At 71.0% G+C, this 24279-nt stretch carries 21 protein-coding genes and 1 pseudogene; 12 read left to right on the top strand and 10 right to left on the bottom strand.

The window, feature by feature from the left end:
* Window positions 1-37: 37 nt before the first annotated feature.
* Entirely contained in the window at window positions 38-1843 is a 1806-nt protein-coding gene (locus tag RV986_RS22070) for a histidine kinase (protein ID WP_475919048.1), read from the bottom strand.
* A 120-nt stretch (window positions 1844-1963) separates the two neighbouring features.
* Here RV986_RS22070 and RV986_RS22065 point away from each other — a divergent pair, with 120 nt between their 5' ends.
* A complete protein-coding gene (locus RV986_RS22065) occupies window positions 1964-3436 on the top strand; it encodes a TRAP transporter substrate-binding protein (RefSeq protein WP_475919047.1) in 1473 nt (490 codons plus the stop codon).
* Window positions 3437-3442: 6 nt separating this feature from the next.
* Here the strand turns inward: RV986_RS22065 and RV986_RS22060 are convergent, their stop codons facing one another.
* The 3 genes from RV986_RS22060 to RV986_RS22050 form a co-directional block, all read right to left on the bottom strand.
* On the bottom strand, window positions 3443-5302 hold the full coding sequence (locus tag RV986_RS22060) for a sensor histidine kinase (RefSeq protein WP_475919046.1): 1860 nt from the start codon (window positions 5300-5302) through the stop codon (window positions 3443-3445).
* 7 nt (window positions 5303-5309) lie between these two features.
* Window positions 5310-5663 carry a response regulator gene (locus RV986_RS22055; protein WP_475919045.1) on the bottom strand — a complete coding sequence of 118 codons (354 nt, stop codon included), beginning with the start codon at window positions 5661-5663 and terminating at the stop codon, window positions 5310-5312.
* Between the two features lie 212 nt (window positions 5664-5875).
* The gene (locus tag RV986_RS22050) at window positions 5876-6079 is read right to left on the bottom strand and encodes a cold-shock protein (protein WP_010986243.1); all 204 of its coding nucleotides are present in this window, start codon (window positions 6077-6079) and stop codon (window positions 5876-5878) included.
* A 343-nt stretch (window positions 6080-6422) separates the two neighbouring features.
* Between RV986_RS22050 and RV986_RS22045 the strand changes: the two genes are divergently transcribed.
* The 5 genes and pseudogenes from RV986_RS22045 to RV986_RS22025 all read left to right on the top strand — a co-directional run bounded on the left by RV986_RS22045 (window position 6423) and on the right by RV986_RS22025 (window position 11844).
* A complete protein-coding gene (locus RV986_RS22045; RefSeq protein WP_475919044.1) occupies window positions 6423-7271 on the top strand; it encodes a menaquinone biosynthetic enzyme MqnA/MqnD family protein in 849 nt (282 codons plus the stop codon).
* A gap of 90 nt (window positions 7272-7361) precedes the next feature.
* Window positions 7362-9182: a serine/threonine-protein kinase gene (locus RV986_RS22040; RefSeq protein WP_475919043.1), complete on the top strand. Its 1821-nt coding sequence runs from the start codon at window positions 7362-7364 to the stop codon at window positions 9180-9182.
* 2 nt (window positions 9183-9184) lie between these two features.
* Window positions 9185-10084 (top strand): prepilin peptidase, encoded by a 900-nt coding sequence (locus RV986_RS22035; protein ID WP_475919042.1) that lies wholly within the window; start codon window positions 9185-9187, stop codon window positions 10082-10084.
* A gap of 72 nt (window positions 10085-10156) precedes the next feature.
* Window positions 10157-11390 (top strand): annotated as a pseudogene (gene mqnC, locus RV986_RS22030) (cyclic dehypoxanthinyl futalosine synthase).
* Between the two features lie 7 nt (window positions 11391-11397).
* Complete coding sequence (locus tag RV986_RS22025; RefSeq protein WP_475919041.1) at window positions 11398-11844, top strand: imidazolonepropionase-like domain-containing protein; 447 nt, start codon at window positions 11398-11400, stop codon at window positions 11842-11844.
* Window positions 11845-11957: 113 nt separating this feature from the next.
* Here the strand turns inward: RV986_RS22025 and RV986_RS22020 are convergent, their stop codons facing one another.
* Complete coding sequence (locus RV986_RS22020; RefSeq protein WP_475919040.1) at window positions 11958-13010, bottom strand: chitinase; 1053 nt, start codon at window positions 13008-13010, stop codon at window positions 11958-11960.
* 388 nt (window positions 13011-13398) lie between these two features.
* Between RV986_RS22020 and RV986_RS22015 the strand changes: the two genes are divergently transcribed.
* From RV986_RS22015 to RV986_RS22000, 4 genes are all read left to right on the top strand, one after another.
* Entirely contained in the window at window positions 13399-13719 is a 321-nt protein-coding gene (locus tag RV986_RS22015) for a hypothetical protein (protein ID WP_475919039.1), read from the top strand.
* 24 nt (window positions 13720-13743) lie between these two features.
* The gene (locus RV986_RS22010; protein ID WP_475919038.1) at window positions 13744-16101 is read left to right on the top strand and encodes a bifunctional polysaccharide deacetylase/glycosyltransferase family 2 protein; all 2358 of its coding nucleotides are present in this window, start codon (window positions 13744-13746) and stop codon (window positions 16099-16101) included.
* Between the two features lies 1 nt (window position 16102).
* Complete coding sequence (locus tag RV986_RS22005) at window positions 16103-17554, top strand: acyltransferase family protein (RefSeq protein WP_475919037.1); 1452 nt, start codon at window positions 16103-16105, stop codon at window positions 17552-17554.
* Between the two features lie 91 nt (window positions 17555-17645).
* The gene (locus RV986_RS22000; RefSeq protein WP_475919036.1) at window positions 17646-18341 is read left to right on the top strand and encodes a demethylmenaquinone methyltransferase; all 696 of its coding nucleotides are present in this window, start codon (window positions 17646-17648) and stop codon (window positions 18339-18341) included.
* Window positions 18342-18389: 48 nt separating this feature from the next.
* Here RV986_RS22000 and RV986_RS21995 read toward each other — a convergent pair whose 3' ends face one another.
* Both RV986_RS21995 and RV986_RS21990 read right to left on the bottom strand, forming a co-directional pair.
* A complete protein-coding gene (locus tag RV986_RS21995) occupies window positions 18390-18722 on the bottom strand; it encodes a PASTA domain-containing protein (RefSeq protein WP_475919035.1) in 333 nt (110 codons plus the stop codon).
* Window positions 18723-18891: 169 nt separating this feature from the next.
* Window positions 18892-19398, bottom strand: coding sequence for a GNAT family N-acetyltransferase (locus RV986_RS21990; protein ID WP_475919034.1), 507 nt, complete (start codon window positions 19396-19398; stop codon window positions 18892-18894).
* A 98-nt stretch (window positions 19399-19496) separates the two neighbouring features.
* On the opposite strand from RV986_RS21990, the gene RV986_RS21985 reads away from it, so the two are divergent.
* A complete protein-coding gene (locus RV986_RS21985; RefSeq protein ID WP_475919033.1) occupies window positions 19497-20798 on the top strand; it encodes a geranylgeranyl reductase family protein in 1302 nt (433 codons plus the stop codon).
* Between the two features lie 54 nt (window positions 20799-20852).
* On the opposite strand, the gene RV986_RS21980 is transcribed toward RV986_RS21985, so the two are convergent.
* Both RV986_RS21980 and def read right to left on the bottom strand, forming a co-directional pair.
* Window positions 20853-21350 (bottom strand): hypothetical protein, encoded by a 498-nt coding sequence (locus RV986_RS21980; protein WP_475919032.1) that lies wholly within the window; start codon window positions 21348-21350, stop codon window positions 20853-20855.
* Between the two features lie 44 nt (window positions 21351-21394).
* Window positions 21395-22045 carry a peptide deformylase gene (gene def / locus RV986_RS21975; protein WP_475919031.1) on the bottom strand — a complete coding sequence of 217 codons (651 nt, stop codon included), beginning with the start codon at window positions 22043-22045 and terminating at the stop codon, window positions 21395-21397.
* Between the two features lie 151 nt (window positions 22046-22196).
* Here def and RV986_RS21970 point away from each other — a divergent pair, with 151 nt between their 5' ends.
* Window positions 22197-22784, top strand: coding sequence for a helix-turn-helix domain-containing protein (locus RV986_RS21970; RefSeq protein WP_475919030.1), 588 nt, complete (start codon window positions 22197-22199; stop codon window positions 22782-22784).
* A 179-nt stretch (window positions 22785-22963) separates the two neighbouring features.
* Here the strand turns inward: RV986_RS21970 and RV986_RS21965 are convergent, their stop codons facing one another.
* Entirely contained in the window at window positions 22964-23815 is an 852-nt protein-coding gene (locus RV986_RS21965; protein ID WP_475919029.1) for a C40 family peptidase, read from the bottom strand.
* Between the last annotated feature and the right edge of the window lie 464 nt (window positions 23816-24279).

The raw sequence follows: 24279 nt of genomic DNA, 5'->3' as shown, positions 1-24279 counted from the left end.
CCCGTCACGTATGCGCATGGCACCTCCGTCCTGTCCGTCACCCGTAGGGAATCTCCGCCCGCAGCAGACCCGCCTCCGACACGATCCGGCCGCCGAGGGCGCCCACCCGGTCGGCGAGGTGGACATAGGGAGCGCGGGCCGCCCCGTCGACCGTCACGGTCAGCCGCCCCCGCTCCTCCTCGTGCTCCAGGGTCACGGTCAGCGGGCCGCGCGCCCGCTCCGCGGCCCCGGCCACCACGAGGTAGGCGGCCCGCTCCACCGGCTGCGGCAGCCGGGTCCCGGGGGACCGCGCCAGTTCCAGCGGTACGGGCGCGGTGTCGGCCAGCGTCCACAGCGCCGCGTCGAGCCCCGCCTCGTCGAGGACGGCCGGGAAGATGCCGTGCGCGAGCTCCCGCAGTTCGCCGAGCACGACCCGGGTCTCCTCCGCGAGCTCCGTGAGCACCTCGGCCCGCTCCTGGGCGCCCCGCGCCCTCGCCGCCGACCCGGCCATGCGGAGCTCGAACATCAGGGCCAGCAGGCGTTGCTGGGCGCCGTCGTGCAGGTCGCGTTCGATGCGGCGCCGCTCGGCGTCGGCGGCCTCGACGACCCGGGCCCGGGAGAGGCGCAGCTCCTCGACGCGGGCCGGCGTCTCGGCGCGCAGCCGTTCGTTGTCGATGGCGAGCCGGGCCGCGGAGCCGATCCGCCGGGCGAGATCCTGGTCGCTGTGCAGCCCGCGCCGGTGCACCACGACCGCGACGCGCTCACCGCCCCGTCGTATCTCCGTCACCGCGTGCTCCCGGTCGGAGCGCGGCAGGACGGGCCGGCCGGCGGCGTCCACGTACTGGGCGCGGCCGGGCAGCCAGTACGCGACCCGCAGTCCGGGCTCGCCCAGCGCCCCGGCGAGGACGGACTGGAGCGAGCCGAGCGGTGGCGCGTCCCCGAGCTCCTCCATGAGCCGGGCGAGCAGCGCCCCCTGCCGGCCCCGGCGCAGGGTCTCCCGGACGAGCGCGCCCGCGAGGCAGACGTACGCCGCGGCGCGGACGTGGAACAGGGTCGCGTAGCCGGCGTGGTCGGGCAGTTCGGCCGGTACGAGGGCGAGCGCCGTCCCGTACGCGGCCTCGGCGGCGGCCGTCAGCGCCAGTGGGAGGAGCAGCGTGGACCGATTGCCCCGGCCGCCGCGTACGACGGCGGCGGTCAGGGCACCGAGGGCCGGCACCACGAGCAGCCAGGGCCGTACGGCGTCGAGCGCGGGCCCGAACGCGGGCAGCGCCCTGACCATGAGGACGTTGTCGGTGCAGTTGCTCCAGCAGTTCGGGTCGTAGTACGGGTCCTGGGTGGCGGCCCGCAGACCGCTGTAGAGCGCCGTGGCGGTGTATCCGGCGCCGACGAGCGCGCGGGACACCGAGCGGGACACCGAGCGGGACACAGCGCGGGACACGGAGCGGGACACAGCGCGGGAAGCGGGCGGCGGGGCGAGGCGTCCGCCGGGGTGCGCCAGCGCGAGATGGAGGAGCAGGGCGGCCCCGAAGGGTACGGCGACCATCGCGAGGCTGCGTGCCAGGGCCGGGCCCGTCTGCCAGCCCACCCACGCGGGCGCCAGCCAGACCGCGCCCAGCAGCACGGCGACCGGGCCGGTCGAACCGGTGGGCCGCTGCAGCCGACTGGCCGCCCCCGCCAGGAGCATGCCGCAACCGGCCGCGAGGAACACCGCCGAGGCGAGCGGCGAGACCCCGGCGTACGTCGTGCCCCAGCCGTGCACGCGCGCCACCACACCCGTGGTCGCGACCGCGCAGGTCAGTGCCGCCGAGGGGAGGGCGTACCCGGCCCAGGGGCGGCGGTGGTACGGAGCGGCGATGTCCGACACCAGAAGATTGTGGCAGGTGTCCTGCTTGCGCATACTGTGGTTGGCCGCAATATCGCGGTACCGGTTCGCCGCACTGCCGTGAGGACACGAGTGCGCGGACTCGTCCTCGGGGGAGGCACGATGCGACGACCGACCGGGTACGGGTACGCGGGCGCCGTGTCGGCGGCCTTCGCCGCTCTCCTCCTCGTCCCGGCGTGCGGTGTCGCCCCGGGTACCAAGGCGGGCGGCGGACCGGCCCCGGTGACCCTGCGGATGGCCGATGCCTACGCCGCCCTGCGCTACGAACCCGCCGTGGCGGACTTCGTGACCCGTCTGGAGAAGAGCTCCGGAGGCCAATTACGCGTGCGAGTCGCCCACAGGTGGGGGAACTTCGCGCCCGACGCGGAGCAGCAGGTCGTACGGGCGGTCGCGGCCGGCCGGGTCGATCTCGCCTGGGTCGGCACCAGGGCGCTGGACACCCTGGGCGTCCGCGACTTCCGGGCCCTCGACGCGCCGCTGCTGATCGACAGTTACGCCCTGGAGCGCGAGGTCGTCGCGAGTGATGTGCCGGGGCGCATGCTCAAGGGGCTCGACCGGTTGCAGGTGACCGGACTCGCCGTCCTCGCCGGCGGCCTGCGCAAGCCGATCGCCGTCGAGGGCCCGCTGCTCGGGCCGGCGCAGTGGCGCGGGGCGCGCGTCCAGACGTTCGCGTCCGAGGTACAGGCCGACACGATCCGCGCCCTGGGGGCGACCCCGGTCCAGGTCGGTCCGCTGGACCGCGACAAGGGCCTGAAGGCGGGCACGATCGACGGCTTCGAGAACTCCCTGCACATCTACGCCATCAACTCCATGGAGCCGCTGGCGCCGTACATGACACTGAACGTCAGCCTCTGGCCGGAGACCGCCGTCCTCATCGCCAACCCGCGGCGGCTCGCCGCGCTGGACGGCACCGACGCCGACCGCATCCGGGCGGCGGCGGCCCGGACCGCGGCCCGCTCCACCGGTCTGGTGGATCTGGACGACGACGCCCTGGTGGCCGAACGCTGCCGCAGCGGCGCCCACTTCGCGCAGGCCTCCGCGGCGCAACTGCGGGCGCTGCGGGCGGCGGTCGAGCCGGTGTACCGGCGGCTCGAACAGGACCTGGACACCCGGGCGTATCTGGCGGACATCCGCGCGCTCAAGAGCCGGACCACCCCCGAACCCCCCTTGACCGTGCCCGTGTCCTGCGCCCGTACCGACTCCCGGCCAGGGACGGCCGACGGCGCGACGACCTCCCCGAAGCAGCTCGACGGCACCTACCGCTGGACGCTGACCAAGGACGACGCACGCACGCACGGCCCCCAGGGCGAGGACCTCGCCTTCTATCCGAGCACCTTCACCATGACGCTCAGCGGCGGCACCTGGACCATGAAGCAGACGGCGTCACCGGAGTCGGGCACCGGTACCTACACGGTCGCGGCCGACCACATCACGTTCCTCTGGCCCGACCACCCGTCCGTCGCCCTCACCGCCTCCGCGGACGCGCGGGGCGACCTGATCATGTCCCCCGTCGAACCCATGGACGCGGGCGACCGCTTCGTCTGGTCCACCCGAGTCTGGACCAAGGTGGGCTGACGGGAGTCACCCGCCGCTGTCCTCGACCGGAATCCTCGCCACCAGCCGCGTACCGGCCCCCGGCGGCGAATGGACGCTCAACTCGCCGCCCAGCGTCGCGATCCGGTCGGAGATCCCCACCAGTCCGCTGCCCCGCGCCGGATCCGCGCCGCCCTCCCCGTCGTCCTCGATCTCCAGCGTGACCACCGCGCCCGCCCGCCGTACGGCGATGGACACGCAGCCCGCCCCGGAGTGCTTGACCGCGTTGGCCACGGCCTCGGCGCAGATGTAGTAGACGGCCGCCTCGACCTCGGCGGGGAACCGCTCCGGCCGGGTGTGCAGCCGGACCTCGACGGGGCCGGTCCCGGCCAGCGAGGCGAGTGCGGGACCTGTGCCGTCCGCCAGTTCACGGGGCCGCAGCCCGTGCGCGGTCGCGCGGAGTTCGTCGAGGGAGCGGGCCAGATGGTCCGCGGCCCGGGCCCGGTGCGGCTCGTCGACGGCGGGATCGTCCGGTGCCGTGGCCGCCAGCGCCGCCCCGATCGCGCGCAGCCGCCGCTCCGCGCCCTGCCGCAACCGTTCCTCCAGCCGGGCGCGTTCCTCGTCGGCGGCCACCACGAGCCGCCGCCGGGACGCGGTCAGCTCCTTCAGCCGCGCGTGCACCTCCGCCTGCAGGGCGGCGTGGGACGTGGTGAGCCGGGTCGCGGCGGCCACGGCGGCGACCAGCCGCGGCTCCTCCCGTACGGCGATGTCGTGCACGACCACCGCGAACGGCCGGCCCTCGCGCTCGATCCGGGTCGCGCACCGCCGCGCGCCCGGCGGTGGCACCGGCACCGGCCGTCCTTCCCCGTCCACATAACTCCGCGCCGCGGGCACCCAGTAGCCGACCTCCAGGTCCGGGTCGCCCAGCAGCCGCGCCAGCCGGCTCGACAGCGGGACCCATCGGCTCTCGCCCAACTCGACGACCAGATCGGTGACGGGCGCGGCCGCCGGCCGCCGCAGCCCCGCCATCAGCAGTACGGCGATCGCGCAGAGCACCACCTCGAAGGCCAGCAGCGCCGGGCGGACCGCCTCCCGCATCGGCACCGCCGACCGCGCCGCCGACCCGCCGACCAGCACCAGCGCGAGCGCCACGCCCGACTGCAGCGCGACCGTGCGGTACCGCCGCTGCCGCCCGACCGACGTGGCGCGCAGCCGGACGAGCACCCCGACCAGGGCCAGGGCGAGCAGGGCGGAGGAGAGTTCGCCGCGCCAGGGGGCGTACAGCAGCGCGGCGCCGTATCCCGCGAGGACGGCCACGCCCGCGAGCCGGGACTCCGGCTTCCAGCCCGGGTAGGTGACCAGTAACTGCACCAGAACCCCACGGTGCCAGTAGGTGGCCGCGGGCAGATACCCCCCGAGAAACCAGACGACCCCGACGGCCCCGGCCAGCACCCCCGCCCGCCGCCCGACCCCACCGGCCTGCGGTGGTGCGCCGGTGGGAGCGTCGTCCTGGTCGGCCTCCGGCGCTGCTCCGGGCGGGTGGCCGTTCAGCCCGACCGCCGGCGGTACTTCGGTCGGATGGTCGGCCAAGTCGGCCTCGGGCGGTACTCCGTTCGGGTGTGCGTCGGCGTCGGCGTCGGCGTCGGCGTGAGATGGTGCGTGGGCCGATCCTTCGCGCCGGCGATCGCCCCCGACCGCCCCGGTCGTCCCGACCGCCCCGGTCGGCACCTCCGTACGGCGGTCGAGTCCCCATGCCCACAGGCCGCAGCCGATCCACACCAGTCCGACGGCCAGGTCCGGGCCCCAGTCCACCGGGGACATGGGGCCGTACCCGTACCCGGCCCACTCCGAACCGGCCCCGAGGGCCAGCCCCAGGGTCAACCCGCCGATGAGCAGACCGAACCGCATCCCCGCCTCACCCCAGCAGCCCGCGCAGCGCCGCACCGCTCAGTTCGCTCTTCGGCAGGAACCCGCGGGCCGCGGACTGCCGCAGCCGGGCCCCGTACGCCGTGGCGTCCCGGCTGGAGACCAGCACCACGACGGGCGGCTCGTCGAGCTCCGCCAGCCGCGCGGCGACCGTGATCCCGTCCGTGTCGGGCAGCCGCACATCGAGCAGGACCAGCCCCGGCCGGAGCCGCCCCGCACTGACCAGGGCCTGCGCCCCGTTCGCCGCCTCGCCCACGACCTCGAACCCGTCGGCCTCCAGCAGGGCCCGCACCGCGGCACGGAACCCCGCGTGATCGTCGACGACCAGCACGGTGGGCGGCATGGGCCGATGGTCGCACGGGTGTTGGGGCGGCGGCATTGGTGCTGGCCGCAAGGTTCCAGCGGTATCCGTTCCTGCGGTATCCGTTCCCGCCGTATCCGTTCCCGCGGTTTCCGTGCGCACAAAGGCAGGAGCCCCGCGACCGGCTGGCGCGGGGCTCCTTGGGTACTGCTATCCGTTCCGGATCAAAGCATTGGGCTCATGGAGCCGAAGGCTTAGAGCGGGGTGACGTTCTCCGCCTGCGGGCCCTTCGGACCCTGCGTGACGTCGAAGGAAACCGACTGGTTCTCTTCGAGAGAGCGGAATCCGCTCGCGTTGATCGCGGAGTAGTGGACGAAGACGTCCGGGCCGCCGCCTTCCTGGGCGATGAAACCAAAGCCCTTTTCGGCGTTGAACCACTTCACGGTTCCGGTAGCCATAAGCCCTCCTTGGGCCCAAAGGGTTGCCCTGCTCCAGAACCTGCGATTGTGTAAACAACTGCATACGTCTGAAAACGACGAGAGCCCGCGGTCACATGCTCCGCAGGCTCTGTACTGCAAGGGAAACCAAACTGCAACTTGCGGCGAGCCTAGCACGCAGGCAGCCGAAAGCAATAGGGGGCAAGATCACGTCACCCGGATGTTTGAACCGGGCGCCGTACGGGTTGACATCGGGGTGTCGACTTGCCGTCGAAAGGGTTGACACAGACGGCCTGAAGGGTTTCAGAAACCGCGCCGGGACCCTGGAGAGTGCACCGTACCTCATGGGGTCTAGCCTCGCGATGTGGACAATTACCGCACCCGGCCGCGCGTCGGCCACATCCAGTTCCTGAACTGCCTGCCCCTGTACTGGGGGCTCGCGAGAACGGGCACGCTCCTCGACTTCGAGCTCACCAAGGACACCCCGGAGAAGCTCAGCGAGAAGCTGGTGCGGGGCGATCTCGACATCGGGCCCATCACGCTCGTCGAGTTCCTCAAGCACGCCGACGAGCTGGTCGCTTTCCCCGATATCGCGGTCGGCTGCGACGGACCGGTGATGTCCTGCGTGATCGTCTCGCAGGTCCCGCTGGACCAGTTGGACGGCGCCAGGGTCGCCCTCGGTTCGACCTCTCGTACATCTGTTCGACTCGCGCAGCTGCTGCTCGCCGAGAGCGTGGGCGTCCAGCCGTCGTACTACACCTGCCCGCCCGACCTCAGCCTGATGATGCAGGAGGCCGACGCCGCCGTACTCATCGGTGACGCCGCACTGCGCGCCAACCTCCTGGACGGCCCGAAGTTCGGCCTGGAGGTGCACGACCTCGGCACGCTGTGGAAGCAGTGGACGGGCCTGCCGTTCGTCTTCGCCGTGTGGGCCGTCCGCCGCGACTATCTGGAGCGCGAGCCGGTCGTCACCCGCAAGGTGCACGAGGCCTTCCTCGCCTCCCGGGACCTCTCCCTCGACGAGGTCGCCAAGGTCGCCGAGCAGGCGGCCCGCTGGGAGGCCTTCGACGAGCGGGTCCTGGAGCAGTACTTCACCACGCTCGACTTCCGTTTCGGCGCCCCGCAGCTGGCGGCCGTCCGCGAGTTCGCCCGGCGGGTCGGCTCGACCACCGGCTTCCCCGCCGATGTGAAGGTCGAACTGCTGGCACCCTGAGCCCGCAAGGGTGTTCGGAACCCACAGGGCGCGTACGGAACTACCCTGCTGGGCAGTGCGTCCACTGCGTACGGGGGAGGTGTGAGCGCCATGCAGCCGCTCGGAGTCGACGAGCCCACGGTCGTGGGGCCCTACCGGTTGCTCGGCCGGCTGGGCTCCGGCGGCATGGGGCGGGTGTACCTGGGCCGCAGCGCGGGCGGCCGTACGGTCGCGGTCAAGATCGTGCACCCGCACTTCGCGCTCGACGAGGAGTTCCGCGCCCGGTTCCGCCGCGAGGTCGACGCCGCGCGGCGGGTGGGCGGCGCCTGGACGGCCCCGGTCCTGGACGCGGACCCGGAGGCGTCGGTGCCGTGGGTCGCGACCGGGTACGCGGCCGGTCCCTCGCTCGCCGCCGCCGTCGCGGACGCCGGCGGTCCGCTTCCGCCGCATTCGGTACGGGTGTTGGGCGCGGGCCTCGCCGAGGCGCTCGCGGCGGTGCACGCGCTCGGCCTCGTGCACCGGGACGTCAAGCCCTCCAACGTCCTGCTGACCCTCGACGGCCCCCTCCTCATCGACTTCGGCATCGCCCGGGCCACCGACGGCACGGCCTCGCTCACCTCGACGGGCGTCTCCGTCGGCTCCCCGGGCTATATGTCGCCCGAGCAGATCCTCGGCAAGGCGGTCACGGGGGCGGCCGACGTCTTCTCCCTCGGCGCGGTGCTGGTGTACGCGGCGACGGGCGAGTCCCCGTTCCCCGGCGACTCCTCGGCCGCCCTCCTCTACAAGGTGGTCCACGAGGAACCCCGGCTCGGCTCGCTGGAGGGGGAGTTGCGGGAACTGGCGTCGGCGTGTCTGGCCAAGGACCCGGGCGGCCGGCCGGCCCCGGGCGAGGTGGCCGCGCGGCTGGCCCCGGAGGGAGCGGCCCGGCTGGTGGCGGCGGGCTGGTTGCCGGGGCCACTCGTGGAGCAGGTCAGCCGTAGCGCGGTGCGGCTGCTGAACCTGGAGGCGGCGGACGCGACACCGTCCGGGCCGGTGGGGTTCAGCAGCCCTTCGGTGGGCACGGCCGCCGGGGCCGGGCCGTCGGTGGCAGCCGGGGCGTTCGGCCCGCCGCCGACGATGCCTCCGTCCGCCGTACCTCCGTCCGCGACGCCTTCCTCCGCTGTGCCTTCCTCCTCCGCGCCCTCCTCCACCGCGTCTCCGTCCGCCATGCCGACGTACGTACCTTCGAGCTACGGACCGCCGACCCACGTACCGGGGCAGAGCGAGGCGCGGGCGCAGGAGCCGCAGGACGCCGTGGTACCTCCTTCGGACCACCCGGATCCTCAGAGCCGGCCCGGCAAGCTCTCCGTCAGCATGGCCGCGACCTCGGCGCCCGCCGTGAACGGCCGCGGCCGCAAGGTGAGTTGCACGGTCGCGCTGGCGGTCGCGGGAGCGCTGGCGGCGGTGACCGTGGGCTCGGTGTTCATGCTCCACCTGCTCCCGGGCGGCGGGGACGACGACACCTCCGGCGGCTCCGACTCCGCGGCGAGCCCTCCGGCGGCGACATCGAGCGCCTCCGGCTCGGCGGACACGCCGCTCGCCTCCGTGCCCGCGCACTACCTCGGCACCTGGTCGGGCGACGCCTTCGCGCTGGGCGGGAAGCTGCCCGCGGGCACGTTCCGCGTCACTCTGCACCAGGCCGCCGTGGGCAAGGAGCTGGGCACGTTCCGCTCGACCGACCTGATCGGCGGTGTCTGCGACGACGTACTCGTCCTGAAGAAGGTCACGGACAAGCTGCTCACCGCGACGAGCATCGCCAAGCAGTCCAACCCCAGCACCTGTACGACGGGCAGCCACGAAGTACGGCTGACCCCCGCCGGGGGCGACCTCAAGTACGAGACGGACAACCCGGACGCGGGGGATCCGGTGGCGCGCATGTCGAAGGTCGAGTAGCCGTGGACCTCGAACTCTGGTCGGTCCGGCCGCTGTGGCTGACCGTCCTCGCCGCCCTCTGGGGCGCCGCCGCGGGACTGCTGGTGCCGCGGGCCGCGTACCGGCTCGCGGTGCGGCCGGACGAGGCGTGGCGGGACCGGTGCCCCGAAGGGCACACGATCACCGGCGCCGCGGGCGGCTGGCTGGGCCTCGCCCGCTGCGCCGTCTGCGCCGACTCCGTTCGTACGGCTCTGCCGGCATCCGGCGGCACACCGTCGCCGGGGCCGGGGCCGGGGCCGGGGTCGGGGTCGGGGTCGGGTGACAGGCGGTCGTCGGGGGGCGGCACCGGGCGCGGGGTCCGTGACCTTGCCCGGCCCTCGTACGGCCCCGGCACCCCTCTCGTCGCCCTCACCACCGCGTTGGCCTGCGCCGGACTCGCCCTCGCCACCGGCGCCCGCCCCGAGTTGGCCGTCTGGCTGCTGCTCGCGCCCCTCGGGGTGCTGCTCGCGGTCGTGGACTTCCGGGTGCAGCGGCTGCCGGACGTGCTGACCCTGCCGATCGCGGGCCTCGCACTCGTGCTGCTGGGCGCGGTGGCCGTCGTACCGGAGCACGCGGGGGACTGGCGGACCGCGCTGCTCGGATCGCTCGGGCTCGGCGGCGCGTATCTCCTCCTCTTCCTCGTCCCTCCGCACGGGCTGGGCTTCGGTGATGTGAAGCTCGCGCTGGGGCTGGGGGCGGTGCTCGGCTGGTACGGGTGGGGGACGGTGGTGCTCGGGACCTTCGCCGGGTTTTTGTTCGGCGGGCTCTACGGGCTGGGACTCGTCCTCGCGCGGCGCGCCGGGCGCAAGACGTTCATCCCCTTCGGACCGTTCCTGATCGCGGGGGCGTACGTCGGGCTGCTGATCGGGGCGTACGCGGCCTGACGTCGGGCCGCGGGCGGGGCTGGCGTAGGCTGGCCGGGTCCGTCCAGAACCCTTACGAAAGGGACGCTCCCGGTGACCGAGAAGGCCGACCTCACGTCTTTTGATGTCACAGCCGTCCTCGACCGTGCCGCCGCGGGCGGGCGGATCACTCCCGAAGAGGCCCTCGTCCTCTACCGCGACGCCCCGCTGCACGCGCTGGGCGCCGCCGCCGACGCTGTGCGCCGCCGCCGGTACGCGGGCACCGAGCACATCGCCACGTACATCATCGAGCGCAACATCAACTACACCAACGTGTGCGTCACGGCGTGCAAGTTCTGCGCCTTCTACGCGGCTCCCAAGGACACCGCCAAGGGCTGGACGCGCGACCTCGACGACATCCTGCGCCGCTGCGCGGAGACCGTCGAACTCGGCGGCACCCAGATCATGTTCCAGGGCGGCCACCACCCGGACTACGGCGTCGAGTACTACGAGAAGCACTTCGCCGCGATCAAGGCCGCCTATCCGCAGCTGGTCATCCACTCCCTCGGCGCGTCCGAGGTCGAGCACATGGCCCGGATCTCCAAGGTGAGCGTGGAGGAGGCCATCCAGCGGATCCACACCGCCGGCCTCGACTCCTTCGCCGGTGCCGGTGCCGAACTCCTCCCGGAGCGCCCCCGCAAGGCGATCGCCCCGCTCAAGGAGTCCGGCGAGCGCTGGCTGGAGATCATGGAGACCGCGCACGGGCTGGGCGTGGAGTCGACGTCCACGATGCTGATGGGCACCGGGGAGACCAACGCCGAGCGCATCGAGCATCTGCGGATGATCCGTGACGTACAGGACCGGACCGGTGGCTTCCGGGCGTTCATCCCGTACACCTACCAGCCCGAGAACAACCACCGAGCCCGAGAACAACCACCTGAAGGGCCGCACGCAGGCCACGCTCTTCGAGTACCTGCGGATGATCGCGATCGCCCGGCTGTTCATGGACAACATCGCCCACATCCAGGGCTCCTGGCTGACCACCGGCAAGGAGGTCGGCCAGCTCTCCCTGCACTACGGCGCGGACGACCTGGGCTCGATCATGCTGGAGGAGAACGTGGTCTCCTCGGCGGGCGCCAAGCACCGCTCCAACCGTATGGAGATCATCGATCTGATCCGCAAGGCGGGCCGGGTGCCCGCCCAGCGGACCACGACGTACGAGCACATCGTCGTCCACGACGACCCGGCGAACGACCCCGTCGACGAGCGCGTCATGTCCCACATCTCGTCCACCGCGATCGAGGGCGGCACGGCGCACCCCGAGCTGAAGCTGCTCGCGTCCAACTAGCCCCGCCGTGCTGACGATTCACACCGCCGACGAACTGCGCCTCAGCTGGGACGCGGATCCGCTGCGGGACGGCGCGGTGGCCGTGGAGGGCGACCGCGTCGCGGGCACCGGGCCACTGGACGTGCTGCGGGAGCGTTTTCCCGGCGCGCGGGTACGCAGGTGGCCCGGGGTGCTGGGGCCGGCGCTCGTCCATGAGGGGGCCCTGCCGGAGGCGCCGTCGCCACGGGAACGCGTCCACGCCGTGCTGAAGTCGGGCGCGGTGGCGGTTCTTCAGGCTCACGTCCACACGCCGGAACTCCGGGCCGCGGCCCAGCGAAACGATGTCGTGGTCCTGCCTCGCTCCCGGTCCACGGCGATCGTGGACCGGGGCCGGGCGGACCTGGCGGTCTTCGACGCGGACGGCACGTGCTTGGCGACGGTGTGCGCGGGCCGATTGGTACATAGGCGCCGCTGAACTTCTTCACTCCGGGTAGGGGAGCGCCCTGCTTTTAGGGGCGCGGGGCTGTGTACATATGCGGCTCCGCCGCGTGGGCGCGACCAGCCCCCACTCACCCGCACCCGACGAACTCACCCCGCGAACGCCTCCGCAAACGCCCCCGAACTCTGCGAAACCCCACTGCAATTGGTCGCCGCATTGTCCGAGGAAGCGTCATCGCTCGAACACTGCTGATCCCGGAACGTCGACCACATCGACACCCAGGCGATCTCCTTCGACTCGGCGAACGCCCGCACCTGCGCCGCGTCCGAGAGGCTGAACGTCTCGTCGGCCACGTCGTTGTCCCCGATCATCGAGGTCAGCGCGAGTCCCTGCCAGGCCCCCGAACTGGACAGCCCGAAAACCTTCTGCAATTGATCATGGGTCGCCTCGGCGGACTTCTCGGCGTAGTCGCCCATGTCCCCGGTGTACGAACTCCCGTAGTTCATCGTCATGATGTTGACGGTGGAGACCGCCACGGAGTTGTCGTTGGCGGACTCCAGCAACGCCAGACCGTCGGAGTCGAGCCCCGACGGCATGACCGGCAGCGTGAAGGACACCTCCAGGTCACCGCGCTCCTTCTGGAGCAGCGCGATCGCCTCGGACCGCAGCGCGACCGACGCGGAGTCGGTCAGCGCGTCCCCCTCGATGTCGAAGTCGGCCTGCGTCGACCCGGCCGCGTCGAGCGCGGCCCCGTACGCCGCCGCGAGCGCGCTCGCGCTGCCGCACACCTCCGCCAGCTCCTTGCCGGACGCCCCGCCGAAGGAGACCCGTACGCTCGCGCCGGACTCCTTCAGCGCCGCGATCCGGGACTTCGCGGCGGCCTTGTCGATGGCGTCCGTCCCGTTCCACTTGGCCGTACAGGTGCTGCCGTCCGAGATCACGAAGGCCAGGTTGTACGTCGTGGGGGACCCGCTCGCGTCTGTGGCGGAGGCTTCCGTGGCGCTTACATAGGGCGCGTACGAGGTGCTCGACGAGGTGCTCGAAGAGGACGCGGTCCCGGAGGGCGCCGCACTCGTCGGCGGGGCCTGCGAGGGCTGCGCGGGTGCCGAGTCCGAGGCGTTGTCGCCGCCGGAAGAGCACCCCGCCGCCGCCAGGGCAAACAGGCAGGTGAGCCCGGCAGCCGGCCTCAGAAAACCCCTCATTGCGCATGCACCCGCTCTCGTGATTTCTGTCTCAGGAACGAAACAAAGTGCGATTCAGGAGTTACAAGGTGGCACATCCGCCGGTGATTCATGAATACAGGAAGCGCATGGGTAACTCATGAGTAGGGACGCTCGAACCGGATAAGTCGGGCCCGTAAATGGGTCATATCGTTCATATGTATCCACCCTCGGCTGCGTGGATGTTCAAGGATTCTCTCAGGGAACGGACAGCTTGGGCCAAGTTTCATGGCCGCCTCACATGAGAAACAGAGAATTGGCCACATAAAGGAGCCCTAATATCCGGGGAATGCAATCCGAGTCAGCCATCGAAAACCACAGTCAAGGGCACGGCCGCAGGCGCAAACGCGGCGGGTCCGAAGACGGTCCCGTGTTCGTTGACAACTCCGGGCGCAGAGCACGCCTGCTGCGCAGGTTCGGCATGCTCGTCGGCGCCGTCTGCTTCGGTTACGCGGTCGTCCTCGGGATGGCCTTCATGGGCTGGGGCACCTCGCTGACCCCGTCCTCACTGTTCCCGTTCAGCGGCGGCCAGGCCGGCTCCGCGCCCGGCGGCGGTCTGCGTCCGCAGGGCGGCGGGGGCCCCAGCGGCGGGCCCACCGGCACCCGGCCGTCCGGTCTGCCCGCGGGCGCGGTCCCCTCCTCGGCCGCCTCCCCGGCCTCGATCGCGTCCGCCTCCACCGGCGCCCACTGACCTGACCGGAACGGACCCACCTCCATGACTTCGACGACGCCCTCGCGCGGCCGCCGGCGGGCCCCCTCCAAGATGGAGCGGGCGGCCGGCAAGGCCGCGGCGCTGCAGAAACCGCGTGTGATCCTCGCCCTGTTGCTCCTGCTGGGGCTCACCAGCGTGATGCTGCTCGACGGCTATCTGCGTTCCGAGATCGGCAACGACGCGCGGGTGCGCGACGGCGCCGCCTACGACAAGGTGCCGCAGAAGGTCCTCGACGGCGGCCCGCTCCTGACCTTCGCGGGCGGCACGGCGAAGACCCAGTCCATCCCGACGAAGACCATCGTGCTCACCTTCGACGACGGCCCGACCCCGACCTGGACTCCGCAGATCCTCAAGGTGCTTGAGGACAACGACATCGAGGCCACGTTCTTCATGGTCGGCTCGATGGTCTCCCGCTACCCGAGCGTGGTGAAGGACCTCGTGGACCAGGGCAACGAGGTCGGCATCCACACCTTCACGCACGTCGACCTCTCCTACCAGAGCACGAGCCGGCTCCAGCGCGAGCTGAAGCAGACCCAGCTCGCACTCGCGGGTGCGGCGGGGATCACGACGACGCTGTTCCGGGCCCCGTACTCCTCGGAGATCGACGCGGTCGACAACTACAGCTGGCCGGTCTACCAGGACATCGGCAACCTCGGCTACACCAGCGTCTTCGTCGACACCGACAGCGACGACTGGAAGCGGCCGGGCGTCTCGAAGATCGTCCAGTGGGCCACGCCGAAGGACAACAAGGGCGCCGTCGTCCTCATGCACGACGCGGGCGGCGACCGCTCGGAGACCGTCAAGGCGCTGGACACCTACATCAAGAAGATGAAGGCGAAGGGGTACTCCTTCACCACGGTCAGCGGCGCGATGGCGAAGCTGAACGGGGGGCGCGGCGGCGCCGGTCAGACGGGGACCGGGGCCGGGACCGTGGGTTCCGGCCAGACCGTCGAGGCCGGGGTCGGGCAGACCGGTACCGGCGCGCCGGGCGGGCAGCCGGGCGGCGCGCAGTCCGTGCCCGGTTCGAGCTCCGCCACCAAGGTGAACGTCGAGCAGTCCGGCCAGCGGAAGGCCACCGGCGCCACCCTCTACGAAGGCAAGGCCCTCATCTGGGCGGTCGCCGTCGCGGAGTGGGTCCTGCCGCTGCTGTCCTGGTTGCTGATCGTCGTCGGCGTCTCCGTCATGGGCCGGTTCGGGATGATGCTGATCCTCGCCCGCCGTCACTACGGACAACGCAACCGCAAGCGCGGCAAGGGCGGGACGTTCAGCTGGGGACCGACGATCACCAGGCCGGTGACGGTGATCGTGCCCGCGTACAACGAGAAGGAGTGCATCGCCAACACGCTCCACTCGCTGGCCAAGAGCACCCATCCGATCGAGATCATCGTCGTCGACGACGGCTCCACGGACGGCACCAAGGAGATCGCCGAGTCGCTGGGCCTGCCCAACGTCCGGGTCATCCGCCAGGAGAACGCGGGCAAACCGGCCGCCCTCAACAACGGCGTACGCAACGCCAGTTACGACATCGTCGTGATGATGGACGGCGACACCGTCTTCGAACCGGACGCCGTGCACCAGCTCGTGCAGCCCTTCGCGGACCCGGAGATCGGCGCCGTCGCGGGCAACGCCAAGGTCGGCAACCGCAACACCATGATCGGGGCCTGGCAGCACATCGAGTACGTGATGGGCTTCAACCTCGACCGCCGCATGTACGACCTGCTGCGCTGCATGCCCACCATCCCGGGCGCGATCGGTGCGTTCCGCCGGGACGCCGTGCTTGGGGTCGGCGGCATGAGCGAGGACACGCTCGCCGAGGACACGGACATCACCATCGCCATGCACCGCGCGGGCTGGCGGGTCGTCTACCAGGAGCACGCCAGGGCCTGGACGGAGGCGCCCGCCTCGCTGAAGCAGCTGTGGAGCCAGCGCTACCGCTGGAGCTACGGCACCATGCAGGCGCTGTGGAAGCACCGCAAGTCCCTGACCGACAAGGGCCCTTCGGGCCGCTTCGGCCGCATCGGCATGCCGCTCGTGGTCATCTTCCAGATCGTCACGCCGGTCCTCGCACCGCTCATCGACGTGTTCACCGTCTACTCGATGATCTTCGTGGACTTCTGGGCCTCCCTGCTGGCCTGGCTGGCCGTGCTGGTCGTCCAACTGATCTGTGCCGCCTACGCGTTCCGCCTCGACCGTGAGAAGTACCGCTACCTCGCGATGCTGCCGCTGCAGCAGCTCGCCTACCGCCAGATGATGTACCTCGTTCTGATCCACTCCTCCGTCACGGCACTGACCGGCGGCCGGCTGCGCTGGCAGAAGCTGAAGCGCACGGGTGAGGTCGGGACCCCGGCAGGAGTGAGCTGACATGAGCTGGGGCTCGGAACAACAGGGGCAGCAGGGATACGGCTACGGGTACGAGCAGCAGGTGCCGCCGCAGCCGTACGGACAGGGGTACCCCCAGTACGACCAGGGGTACGGCCAGCCCGTGCAGCCCGTGCAGCCTGTGCAGCCTGTCCAGTACGAGCAGCCCTGGCAGTACGGTGCCGAAGGACCGCAGGCGGCGGCCTCGCACACCATCCGGATGGACCCGGTCCCGGCCGGGCCCCGGATGGAACCGCAATCGGAACCGCAATCGGAACCGCAATCGGAACCGCAACCGGAACGGCAATCGGAACCGGCAGGGGAAGCGGAGGCGGATCCGGCAGCGGATCCTGCGGCGGAACCGAAGGCGGTGCCGGCACCGGAGCCGGCACCCGAACCGGATGCCGGGCCCAGGCCGAAGGGTGGCGGACGCGACCGCTACTTCGACGCGCTGCGCGCCGTCGCGCTCGTCCGTGTCGTGGCGTACCACACCTTCGGCTGGGCCTGGGCCGGCCTGGTCTTCCCGTCGATGGGCGTGATGTTCGCGCTCGCCGGCTCGCTGATGGCCAAGTCCCTGGAGCGCTCCGCGTTCAAGGTGGTCAAGAGCCGGATGCGACGGCTGCTGCCGCCCTTCTGGTTCTGGGGACTCTTCGTCGTGCTGGCGATGCTGGTCCACGACTGGATGCCGGGCTGGCAGATCGTCTTCTGGATCGTGCCGGTCGGTGACCCGCCGGGCAACCAGTGGGGCGTCCAGGCCTGGGAGATCCTCTGGTACCTGCGGACGTACCTCTGGTTCGTCCTGATGTCCCCGCTGCTCCTGAAGGTCTTCCGCAAGGCCCCCCTCCCCGTCCTGCTTCTCTCCCTCGTCCCGATCCTGGTCTTCCAGTACGCCTGGCAGCCGCCGGACAACCGCTTCGGCAGCGGCCTGACGGACTTCGCGACCTTCCTGTTCTGCTGGCTGGCCGGCTTCGCGCACCGCGAGGGCGTGCTCCAGCGGCTGAAGCCGGCCCTGGTGATCCTGGCGTCGCTGGCGCTGCTGGCGTACGGCGGCTGGTACACCTTCGCGCACCAGGCGGAGTTCGGCACCTACGACCTGGACGAGGTGCCGGTCGCGCAGACCTTCTGGTCGGCCGGCTTCGTGACGCTCCTGATGTACTTCAAGGCGTACTACCACGTCGACTTCGCCTGGCTCGCCCGCTTCAAGCGGCTCGACCGGACGGTGACGATCTTCAACGGGCGGGCGGTGACGATCTATCTCTGGCACGAGATCGCCCTCGTGCTCGCCGTCCCGCTGATCGACCAGTTCTGGAAGGTGCCCGCCTTCGAGAAGTGGCTGCCGCTGGAGAGCCAGTGGTTCATGTTCGGCATCGGCTGGTTGCTGATCTGGGTCGCGATCCCGCTGGTCGGCTGGGTCGAGGACGTGGCCGCGAAGAAGAAGCCGAAGCTGTTCCCCTGAAGCCGAAACCGCTCCTGCGAGGGGGCGCGAGAGACCGGCGTACGGGCCGGGCGCTGGAGAGTCGCCCGGCCCGTGCTGCCACAATGGGGGCGTGACCCGCGCATCTCTGGACAAGCAGCCGCACGAAGTCGCCTCGATGTTCGACGACGTGGCGGAACGGTACGACCTGACGAACGACGTGCTGTCGCTCGGCCAGGACCGGGTGTGGCGCAGAGAGGTCGCGAAGGCGGTCGACGCACGCCCCGCGCAGAAGATCCTGGACCTGGCGGCCGGTACGGCGACCTCGTCCCTCCCCTTCGCCCGCACCGGCGCGTACGTCGTGCCCTGCGACTTCTCCCTCGGCATGCTCCGGGTCGGCAAGAAGAACCACCCCTGGCTGCCCCTCACGGCGGGCGACGCGACGAAGCTGCCCTTCAAGGACGACACCTTCGACGCGGTCACGATCTCCTTCGGCCTGCGCAACGTCCAGGACACCGACACGGCGCTGAGCGAGCTGTACCGGGTGACCAAGCCGGGCGGCCGGGTCGTGATCTGCGAGTTCTCGCACCCCACCTGGGCGCCGTTCCGCACGGTCTACACCGAGTACCTGATGCGCGCGCTGCCGCCGGTGGCGCGCGCGGTGTCCTCCAACCCCGACGCGTACGTCTATCTCGCCGAGTCCATCCGCAGCTGGCCCGACCAGCCCGCCCTCGCCGAGCGGCTGCGCGAGGCCGGCTGGTCGAAGGTGGCGTGGCGGAACCTGACGGGCGGCGTCGTGGCACTGCACCGGGGCTTCAAGACCGCCTGACGGCTCGGCCGGGCAAGCTGCCGCACCCGGCTCTCGCGAGTGCCCGGCTCACCTGAGCACCTCGAAGGGATTTCCGGGCTCGTCGAGCTCGCGGCGCATTCCGCCCGACGGCGGACGAGGCAGGCGCGGCTCGCGCACTCCCGCACCGCCCTCCGCGTCACCGAGGTCGAACCACACGGTGACCACGGCCCCGCGCGGCACCTCGGAGCCGGGCGGCGGAAACTGGCGTACGACGTAGTCGACGACCGTGAGATGGAAGTCGGGCCGGTCGGGCGCGACGAGCAGCACACCTCGCGCCTCGGCCGTCTCACGTGCGTCCACGGCCATCAGTCCGATGAGCCGCGGCACGCGCACTTCGGGTGTCTCGGGTGTTATACGCACAGACGTCACCCCCAGCGGTACCGGAAGGGTAAGCCCGTGCCGGGCCCTTTCGGAAGCCGTCAGCGGCCTTGAGGAGAGCCGGTGAAGGCCTTCGCGGAAGTCGGCGGAGGCCTTCGCGGAAGTCGGGGAAGGCCTTCGCGGGAGTCGGCGGAGGCCTCCGCGGGAGCCGTCAGAGGGTGAGCCGGTAGCAGTGCGCGGTCTCGGCGGACGTGGGATGGGTGAAGACCTCGGCCAGTTCCATGCCGACGCGGCGGGTCACGGCGATGGACCGCTCGTTGCCGGGTCTGACCATCGCGACGACATGGGGGACGCCCGCCGCGCGGACCCGCTCCAGCGTGGTGAGCGCCGCGGCGGTGGCGTACCCCTTGCCCCAGTGCGCCCTGCCGAGCCGCCACCCGATCTCGATCTCGCCCGTCGGCCCCCACTCGCGCGGCCACGGCTGCGCACCGGTGAAGCCCAGCACCTCACCCTCCGCGTCGACCATGGTCCACAGACAGAACCCGAGCTCCGCGTCGTGCCGGCGCTGTCGCGCGGTCAGCTCCTCGTACACCGACAGTTCGGCCGCCTTTCCGCCGTGGAACTCCATGACGTCGGGGTCGGCGAAGATCCGGTGCCAGGCGAACGCGTCCTCGTCGGTGGGGACACGGAGCCGTACGTCGGGGAGTGCTCGGTTCACGGGGCAGCCCTTCAGCCAGGTGATCAGTACCGCTGCATAGACTGCCCATGTCCAGTGCCCGTCAGCACGCAGATTTCGAGTCTTGGGGAGACCCCGCCGTGACCGAGCCCCAACCCCTCTCCGAAAACACCGCAGATGTGATCGTCGTCGGGGCGGGACCAGCCGGTTCCACGACCGCGTACTACCTGGCGAAGGCCGGACTCGACGTCCTGCTCCTGGAGAAGACCGCTTTCCCGCGCGAGAAGGTCTGCGGCGACGGTCTGACCCCGCGCGCCACCAAGCAGCTCGTCTCCATGGGCATCGACATCTCCGAAGAGGCCGGCTGGCTGCGCAACAAGGGCCTGCGCATCATCGGCGGCGGCGTCCGACTCCAGCTGGACTGGCCGGATCTCGCCTCCTTCCCCGACTACGGCCTCGTCCGCAAGCGGGACGACTTCGACGAGCAGCTGGCCCGGCAGGCGCAGAAGGCGGGCGCGCGGCTGTACGAGCGCTGCAACGTCGGCGCCCCGATCGTCGACGACCGCACCGGCCGCATCACGGGCGTGCGCGCGAAGCTGGGCGACGCCGACTCGAAGGAGAAGCGGGAGGTGACCTTCCACGCCCCGCTGGTGGTGGCCGCGGACGGCAACTCCACCCGCCTCTCCCTGGCGATGGGCCTGCACCGCCGCGAGGACCGCCCCATGGGCGTCGCGGTCCGTACGTACTTCACGTCCCCGCGCCACGAGGACGACTACCTGGAGTCCTGGCTGGAGCTGTGGGACCGCCGGGGCGCCGAGGACCGTCTCCTGCCCGGCTACGGCTGGATCTTCGGCATGGGCGACGGCACGTCGAACGTCGGCCTCGGTGTGCTCAACACCTCCGACTCCTTCAAGGAGCTGGACTGGCGCGAGGTCCTGAAGGCCTGGTGCGCGTCCATGCCGGAGGACTGGGGCTACACACCCGAGAACATGACCGGCCCGATCCGCGGTGCCGCCCTCCCCATGGCCTTCAACCGCCAGCCGCACTACACGAAGGGGTTGTTGCTGGTCGGCGACGCCGGCGGCCTGGTCAACCCCTTCAACGGCGAGGGCATCGCCTACGCCATGGAGTCCGGCCAGATCGCCGCGGACGTCATCGTGCAGGCCCACGCCCGCTCCACCCCCACCCAGCGCGAACTGGCCCTCCAGCGCTACCCCCGCGTCCTCAAGGACACCTACGGCGGCTACTACACCCTCGGCCGCGCCTTCGTGAAGCTCATCGGCAACCCGAAGGTCATGAAAATCGCGGCCCAGCGCGGCCTGACCCACCCGCTGCTCATGAAGTTCACCCTGAAGATGCTCGCCAACCTGACGGACCCGACCGGCGGCGACGCGATGGACCGGATCATCAACGGCCTGTCGAAGGTGGCACCGAAGGCCTGACGCCGCCCCGGGGCGCGCCGAGCGCCGGCTGGTGACTGCCGGGTCGCTGTCCGGTCACTGCCCGACGGACAGCGACCAGCGCACTTCCGCCCCGGCCGTGACCGTCACCGTGGCCTCCGGGTGGGCCTCCCGCACAGTGATCTGATTGAGGACGCTGCTCACGTCCCCGGCGGCGCACATCAGCGGGAAGGTCATCCCCAGGGGCTTGAGTTCGACGGTCACCTTGCCCTTGCCCTGGCAGTTCACCGCGACCGAGACGGGACGCCCCGCCTGTACTCCGCCCTTCAGGGACATTTCGCGGCTGCCCCGGGCGGAGGCCACCGAGGCGAGCACCTTTCCGTCGGTGATCCGCGGTGCCTCGGCCACGGAGTCGCCGTCGGCGCGCTCGGCCGCGGGTTCCACGACCGGAGCGGAGGGGGCGGGGGAGGCGGAGGGGGCGGGGGACGCCGTGGCCGTGCGCTGTGTGCCTCCCTGCACGCCGCTTCCGGCCGTACAGCCACCGACCAGCGCCACAGCCGCCCCCGCCGCCACCATCGCCACTACGGGCGACACAGGCACCACTGGTCCACGACGAACACGAACACGCACCACGGCGGTTACCCCCTCAGCTCGGCCTCTACGGTGACCCTACGGGCGAAGACGTCCTCGCGCCGCTCCTTCATCTGCCTCAGCGCGTCCCTGCGGTCGCGCTTGGAGAGCCGGTCCAGGTAGAGGTGACCGTCCACGTGGTCGGTCTCGTGCTGCAGACAGCGCGCGAAGTAGCCGGTCCCCTCGATGACGAGGGGGTTCCCGTCCTTGTCGAAGCCGCGCACGACCGCGCGGTCGGGACGCGGTACGTCCATGACCGCCCCCGGCACGGACAGACATCCCTCGCCCTCGTCGAGGAGTCGCCGACCGGCGGGGGCGAGCGGGTCCAGTACAGGGTTGGCGATATGGCCGATGTGCCGCACTCCATCATCATCCGGGCAGTCATACACAAACAGCCTCAGATCGACGCCGACCTGATTCGCGGCGAGCCCCGCACCTTCGGCGACGTACATCGTCACGAACATGTCGTCGACGAGCGCGCCGAGTTCCGCGCTACCGAACCGCAGCGCGTCCGCACCGGCCCGGGGCACCTCCCGGCTCGGCCGATGCAGCACCTCCTCGCCCACCTCGGTGATCCTCCGCACCGACCCCCGCGCGGCCTCCGGCGGCAACGCGGGATACGACTCGACGGGCTCTCCCTGTACGAACACAGCGCGCATGACGGACATAACGCCCCTTCGCTCATCCGGCCAACTCCACTACTTGCCAAGCGCTTTGCAAAGTAGCAGGCTTTGCAAAGTGACTGAAGACGATGTGGACCGCGAGAGCGGGCGTGCCGGTGACCGCGTGGATGACCGCGTGGATGACCGCATGGATAGCCGTGTGGACGGTCGCGAGCACGTTGGCGCCGACGGTCGTGAGGGCCGCCGTGATCGCGACCGGCTGCCGGAGCACGAGGTACGCACGGCCTTGTTGGGGCTCCTCGCGGAGGCGGGGGCCGTGACGGCCACGGAAGCGGCGGCGCGCCTCGGATACAGCTCCGGCCTCTGCTCGTTCCATCTGCGGCAGTTGGCACGCTATGGGCGGATTGAGGAGATCCCGCAGAGCGGCGGACGCGCTCGACCGTGGCGGCTGCGACAGGAGACGGCCGACTCCGACGTCGACTCCGGTGCCGGCCCGGACACGGCCTCGGTCTCCGGCTTCGGGGAGTTGGCGCGCGGGCTGGAGGACGAGAGCTACCAGCAGTGGCTGGCCCAGAAGGAGCAAGCGCCGGAGGAGTGGCGGCTCGACGAGGCCTTCAGTGCGGTCGTGTACCTCACGCCGGAGGAGCTGGCCGCGGTCGCCGCGACCGTACGGCGCACCCTCGCGCGCTACCAGGACCGGGAACAGCGACCGTCGATACGCCCCGCGGGCGCCCGCCCGGTCGCAGTCGTCAGCCGACTGTTCCCGCTGGTGTGACGACGCCCGGGGTGGCGACGGCCGGGCGCGCTCGATATGACGACGGGGCCGCCACCCACAGGTGGCGGCCCTCAAGCCGTATGACTCAAAGCCGACTCAGAGCCGACTCGTCAAAGCCGACCCAAAGCCGTAGGCCCTCAAAGCCGAGTGGCTCGGAAGGCCGGTCCGGCTCCGGCGACTCAGAGAACGCGCACCGCGCCCGTGGCCGGATAGCCCGAAAGGTTCTGAATCACCACACCCTTGGAGGGGTTGGCCGCGTCCAGGTACTGGCCGTTTCCGATGTACACACCCACGTGGTACGCCGAACCCGCCGAACCCCAGTACAGGATGTCGCCAACCTGGACATTGGACAGCGAAACCGGCGTACCGGACGTCGACTGGTCCTGCGAGACGCGCGGCAGATCGACACCGACCTGCCGGAACGCGGCCTGCACGAGGCCGGAGCAGTCCCAGGCGTTGGGGCCCGTACCGCCCATCACATACGCGTCGCCGACCTGCGCCTTGAGGAAGGAGATGACGGTGGCCACGCTGCCGCTGGCCGGGGCGGAGACGTTCGAACTCGCGGAGGCCGAGCTGGACGTGGAGGTGGAGGTGGACAGCACGCTCCGAGTGGAGGACCGCGAGACGGCCTCGGCGGCCGCGGCCTTCCGGGCGGCTTCGGCCTTCTTCTTTGCGTCCGCCTTCTTCTTGGCGTCCGCAAGGTCCGCCTTGGCCTGCTTGGCGGCCTTTGCGGCGGCCGCGTCGCGCTCGGCCTGGAGTTCGTAGCTGGCCGCGACTTGCTGGGTGGCATCCGCGGACTGCGCGAGCTGTGTGGCCAGGTCGGCCGTCAGCGTGGGCAGTTCGAGGGTCTGCGTCACGGGCTCGGCGGCGTTCGCCGAGCCGGCCGCACCGGCCACGGCCAGGGTGCTGAGAACGCCACCGGCAACTCCGGTGCGCATCGCGAGCGTCGACGCGTTGCGGCGGGGCTTCCGGTGGCTGCGTATGTGAGCGGTGTGGGACATGAGAACAACGGGTACCAGGGACTCCCTCATACCTTCAAGAAACGTGTGGTGCGCCACAGTTGTTCAATCGGCGGCCGAATCCGAGGCGCGTGACTCTTTATTGACGCCGTAACGGGCATTGCGGACAGCGGTGATCAAGCCCTTGATCATGCCCTTTCCGTATTACGTCCGAATTGCCCTCCGCGTACCACTGGTTGCAGCAAGTGGCCAAGCCCCGCTTATGTGACCCATAGGTAGATGTGGCGCAGGTCACGGAACGGCCGTCGCGGCGGTCGCGTCTCGCGCGTACATCTCGACTGTGTCTCGGCCGCGCCTCGGCGGTGTCTCGACGGCCCGCGCTCGTGAATGTGTGCACGCGCCCGACGGTCGTCCACACCCGTCCACACCTCTCCCCCTGATGTGTGAATGAGCTCCACTATCAAGCCGTCCTGTCCAATGCGAATTTGCATGCAGCGGAAGTCTCTTGATATTGAGACGCCACCCCGGACCTGTGG

This window comes from Streptomyces sp. RLA012 (assembly GCF_056270325.1).
Note: the sequence above shows the minus strand (reverse complement) of the source record. Positions and strands in the feature narration are given on the sequence as shown.

Coding starts and splice junctions, on each gene's coding strand:
- RV986_RS22065 (WP_475919047.1), top strand. CDS start 1,964: ATGCGACGACCGACCGGGTACGGGTACGCGGGCGCCGTGTCGGCGGCC.
- RV986_RS22060 (WP_475919046.1), bottom strand. CDS start 5,302: ATGCGGTTCGGTCTGCTCATCGGCGGGTTGACCCTGGGGCTGGCCCTC.
- RV986_RS22055 (WP_475919045.1), bottom strand. CDS start 5,663: ATGCCGCCCACCGTGCTGGTCGTCGACGATCACGCGGGGTTCCGTGCC.
- RV986_RS22050 (WP_010986243.1), bottom strand. CDS start 6,079: ATGGCTACCGGAACCGTGAAGTGGTTCAACGCCGAAAAGGGCTTTGGT.
- RV986_RS22040 (WP_475919043.1), top strand. CDS start 7,362: ATGCAGCCGCTCGGAGTCGACGAGCCCACGGTCGTGGGGCCCTACCGG.
- RV986_RS22020 (WP_475919040.1), bottom strand. CDS start 13,010: ATGAGGGGTTTTCTGAGGCCGGCTGCCGGGCTCACCTGCCTGTTTGCC.
- RV986_RS22010 (WP_475919038.1), top strand. CDS start 13,744: ATGACTTCGACGACGCCCTCGCGCGGCCGCCGGCGGGCCCCCTCCAAG.
- RV986_RS22005 (WP_475919037.1), top strand. CDS start 16,103: ATGAGCTGGGGCTCGGAACAACAGGGGCAGCAGGGATACGGCTACGGG.
- def (WP_475919031.1), bottom strand. CDS start 22,045: ATGCGCGCTGTGTTCGTACAGGGAGAGCCCGTCGAGTCGTATCCCGCG.
- RV986_RS21970 (WP_475919030.1), top strand. CDS start 22,197: ATGGATAGCCGTGTGGACGGTCGCGAGCACGTTGGCGCCGACGGTCGT.
- RV986_RS21965 (WP_475919029.1), bottom strand. CDS start 23,815: ATGAGGGAGTCCCTGGTACCCGTTGTTCTCATGTCCCACACCGCTCAC.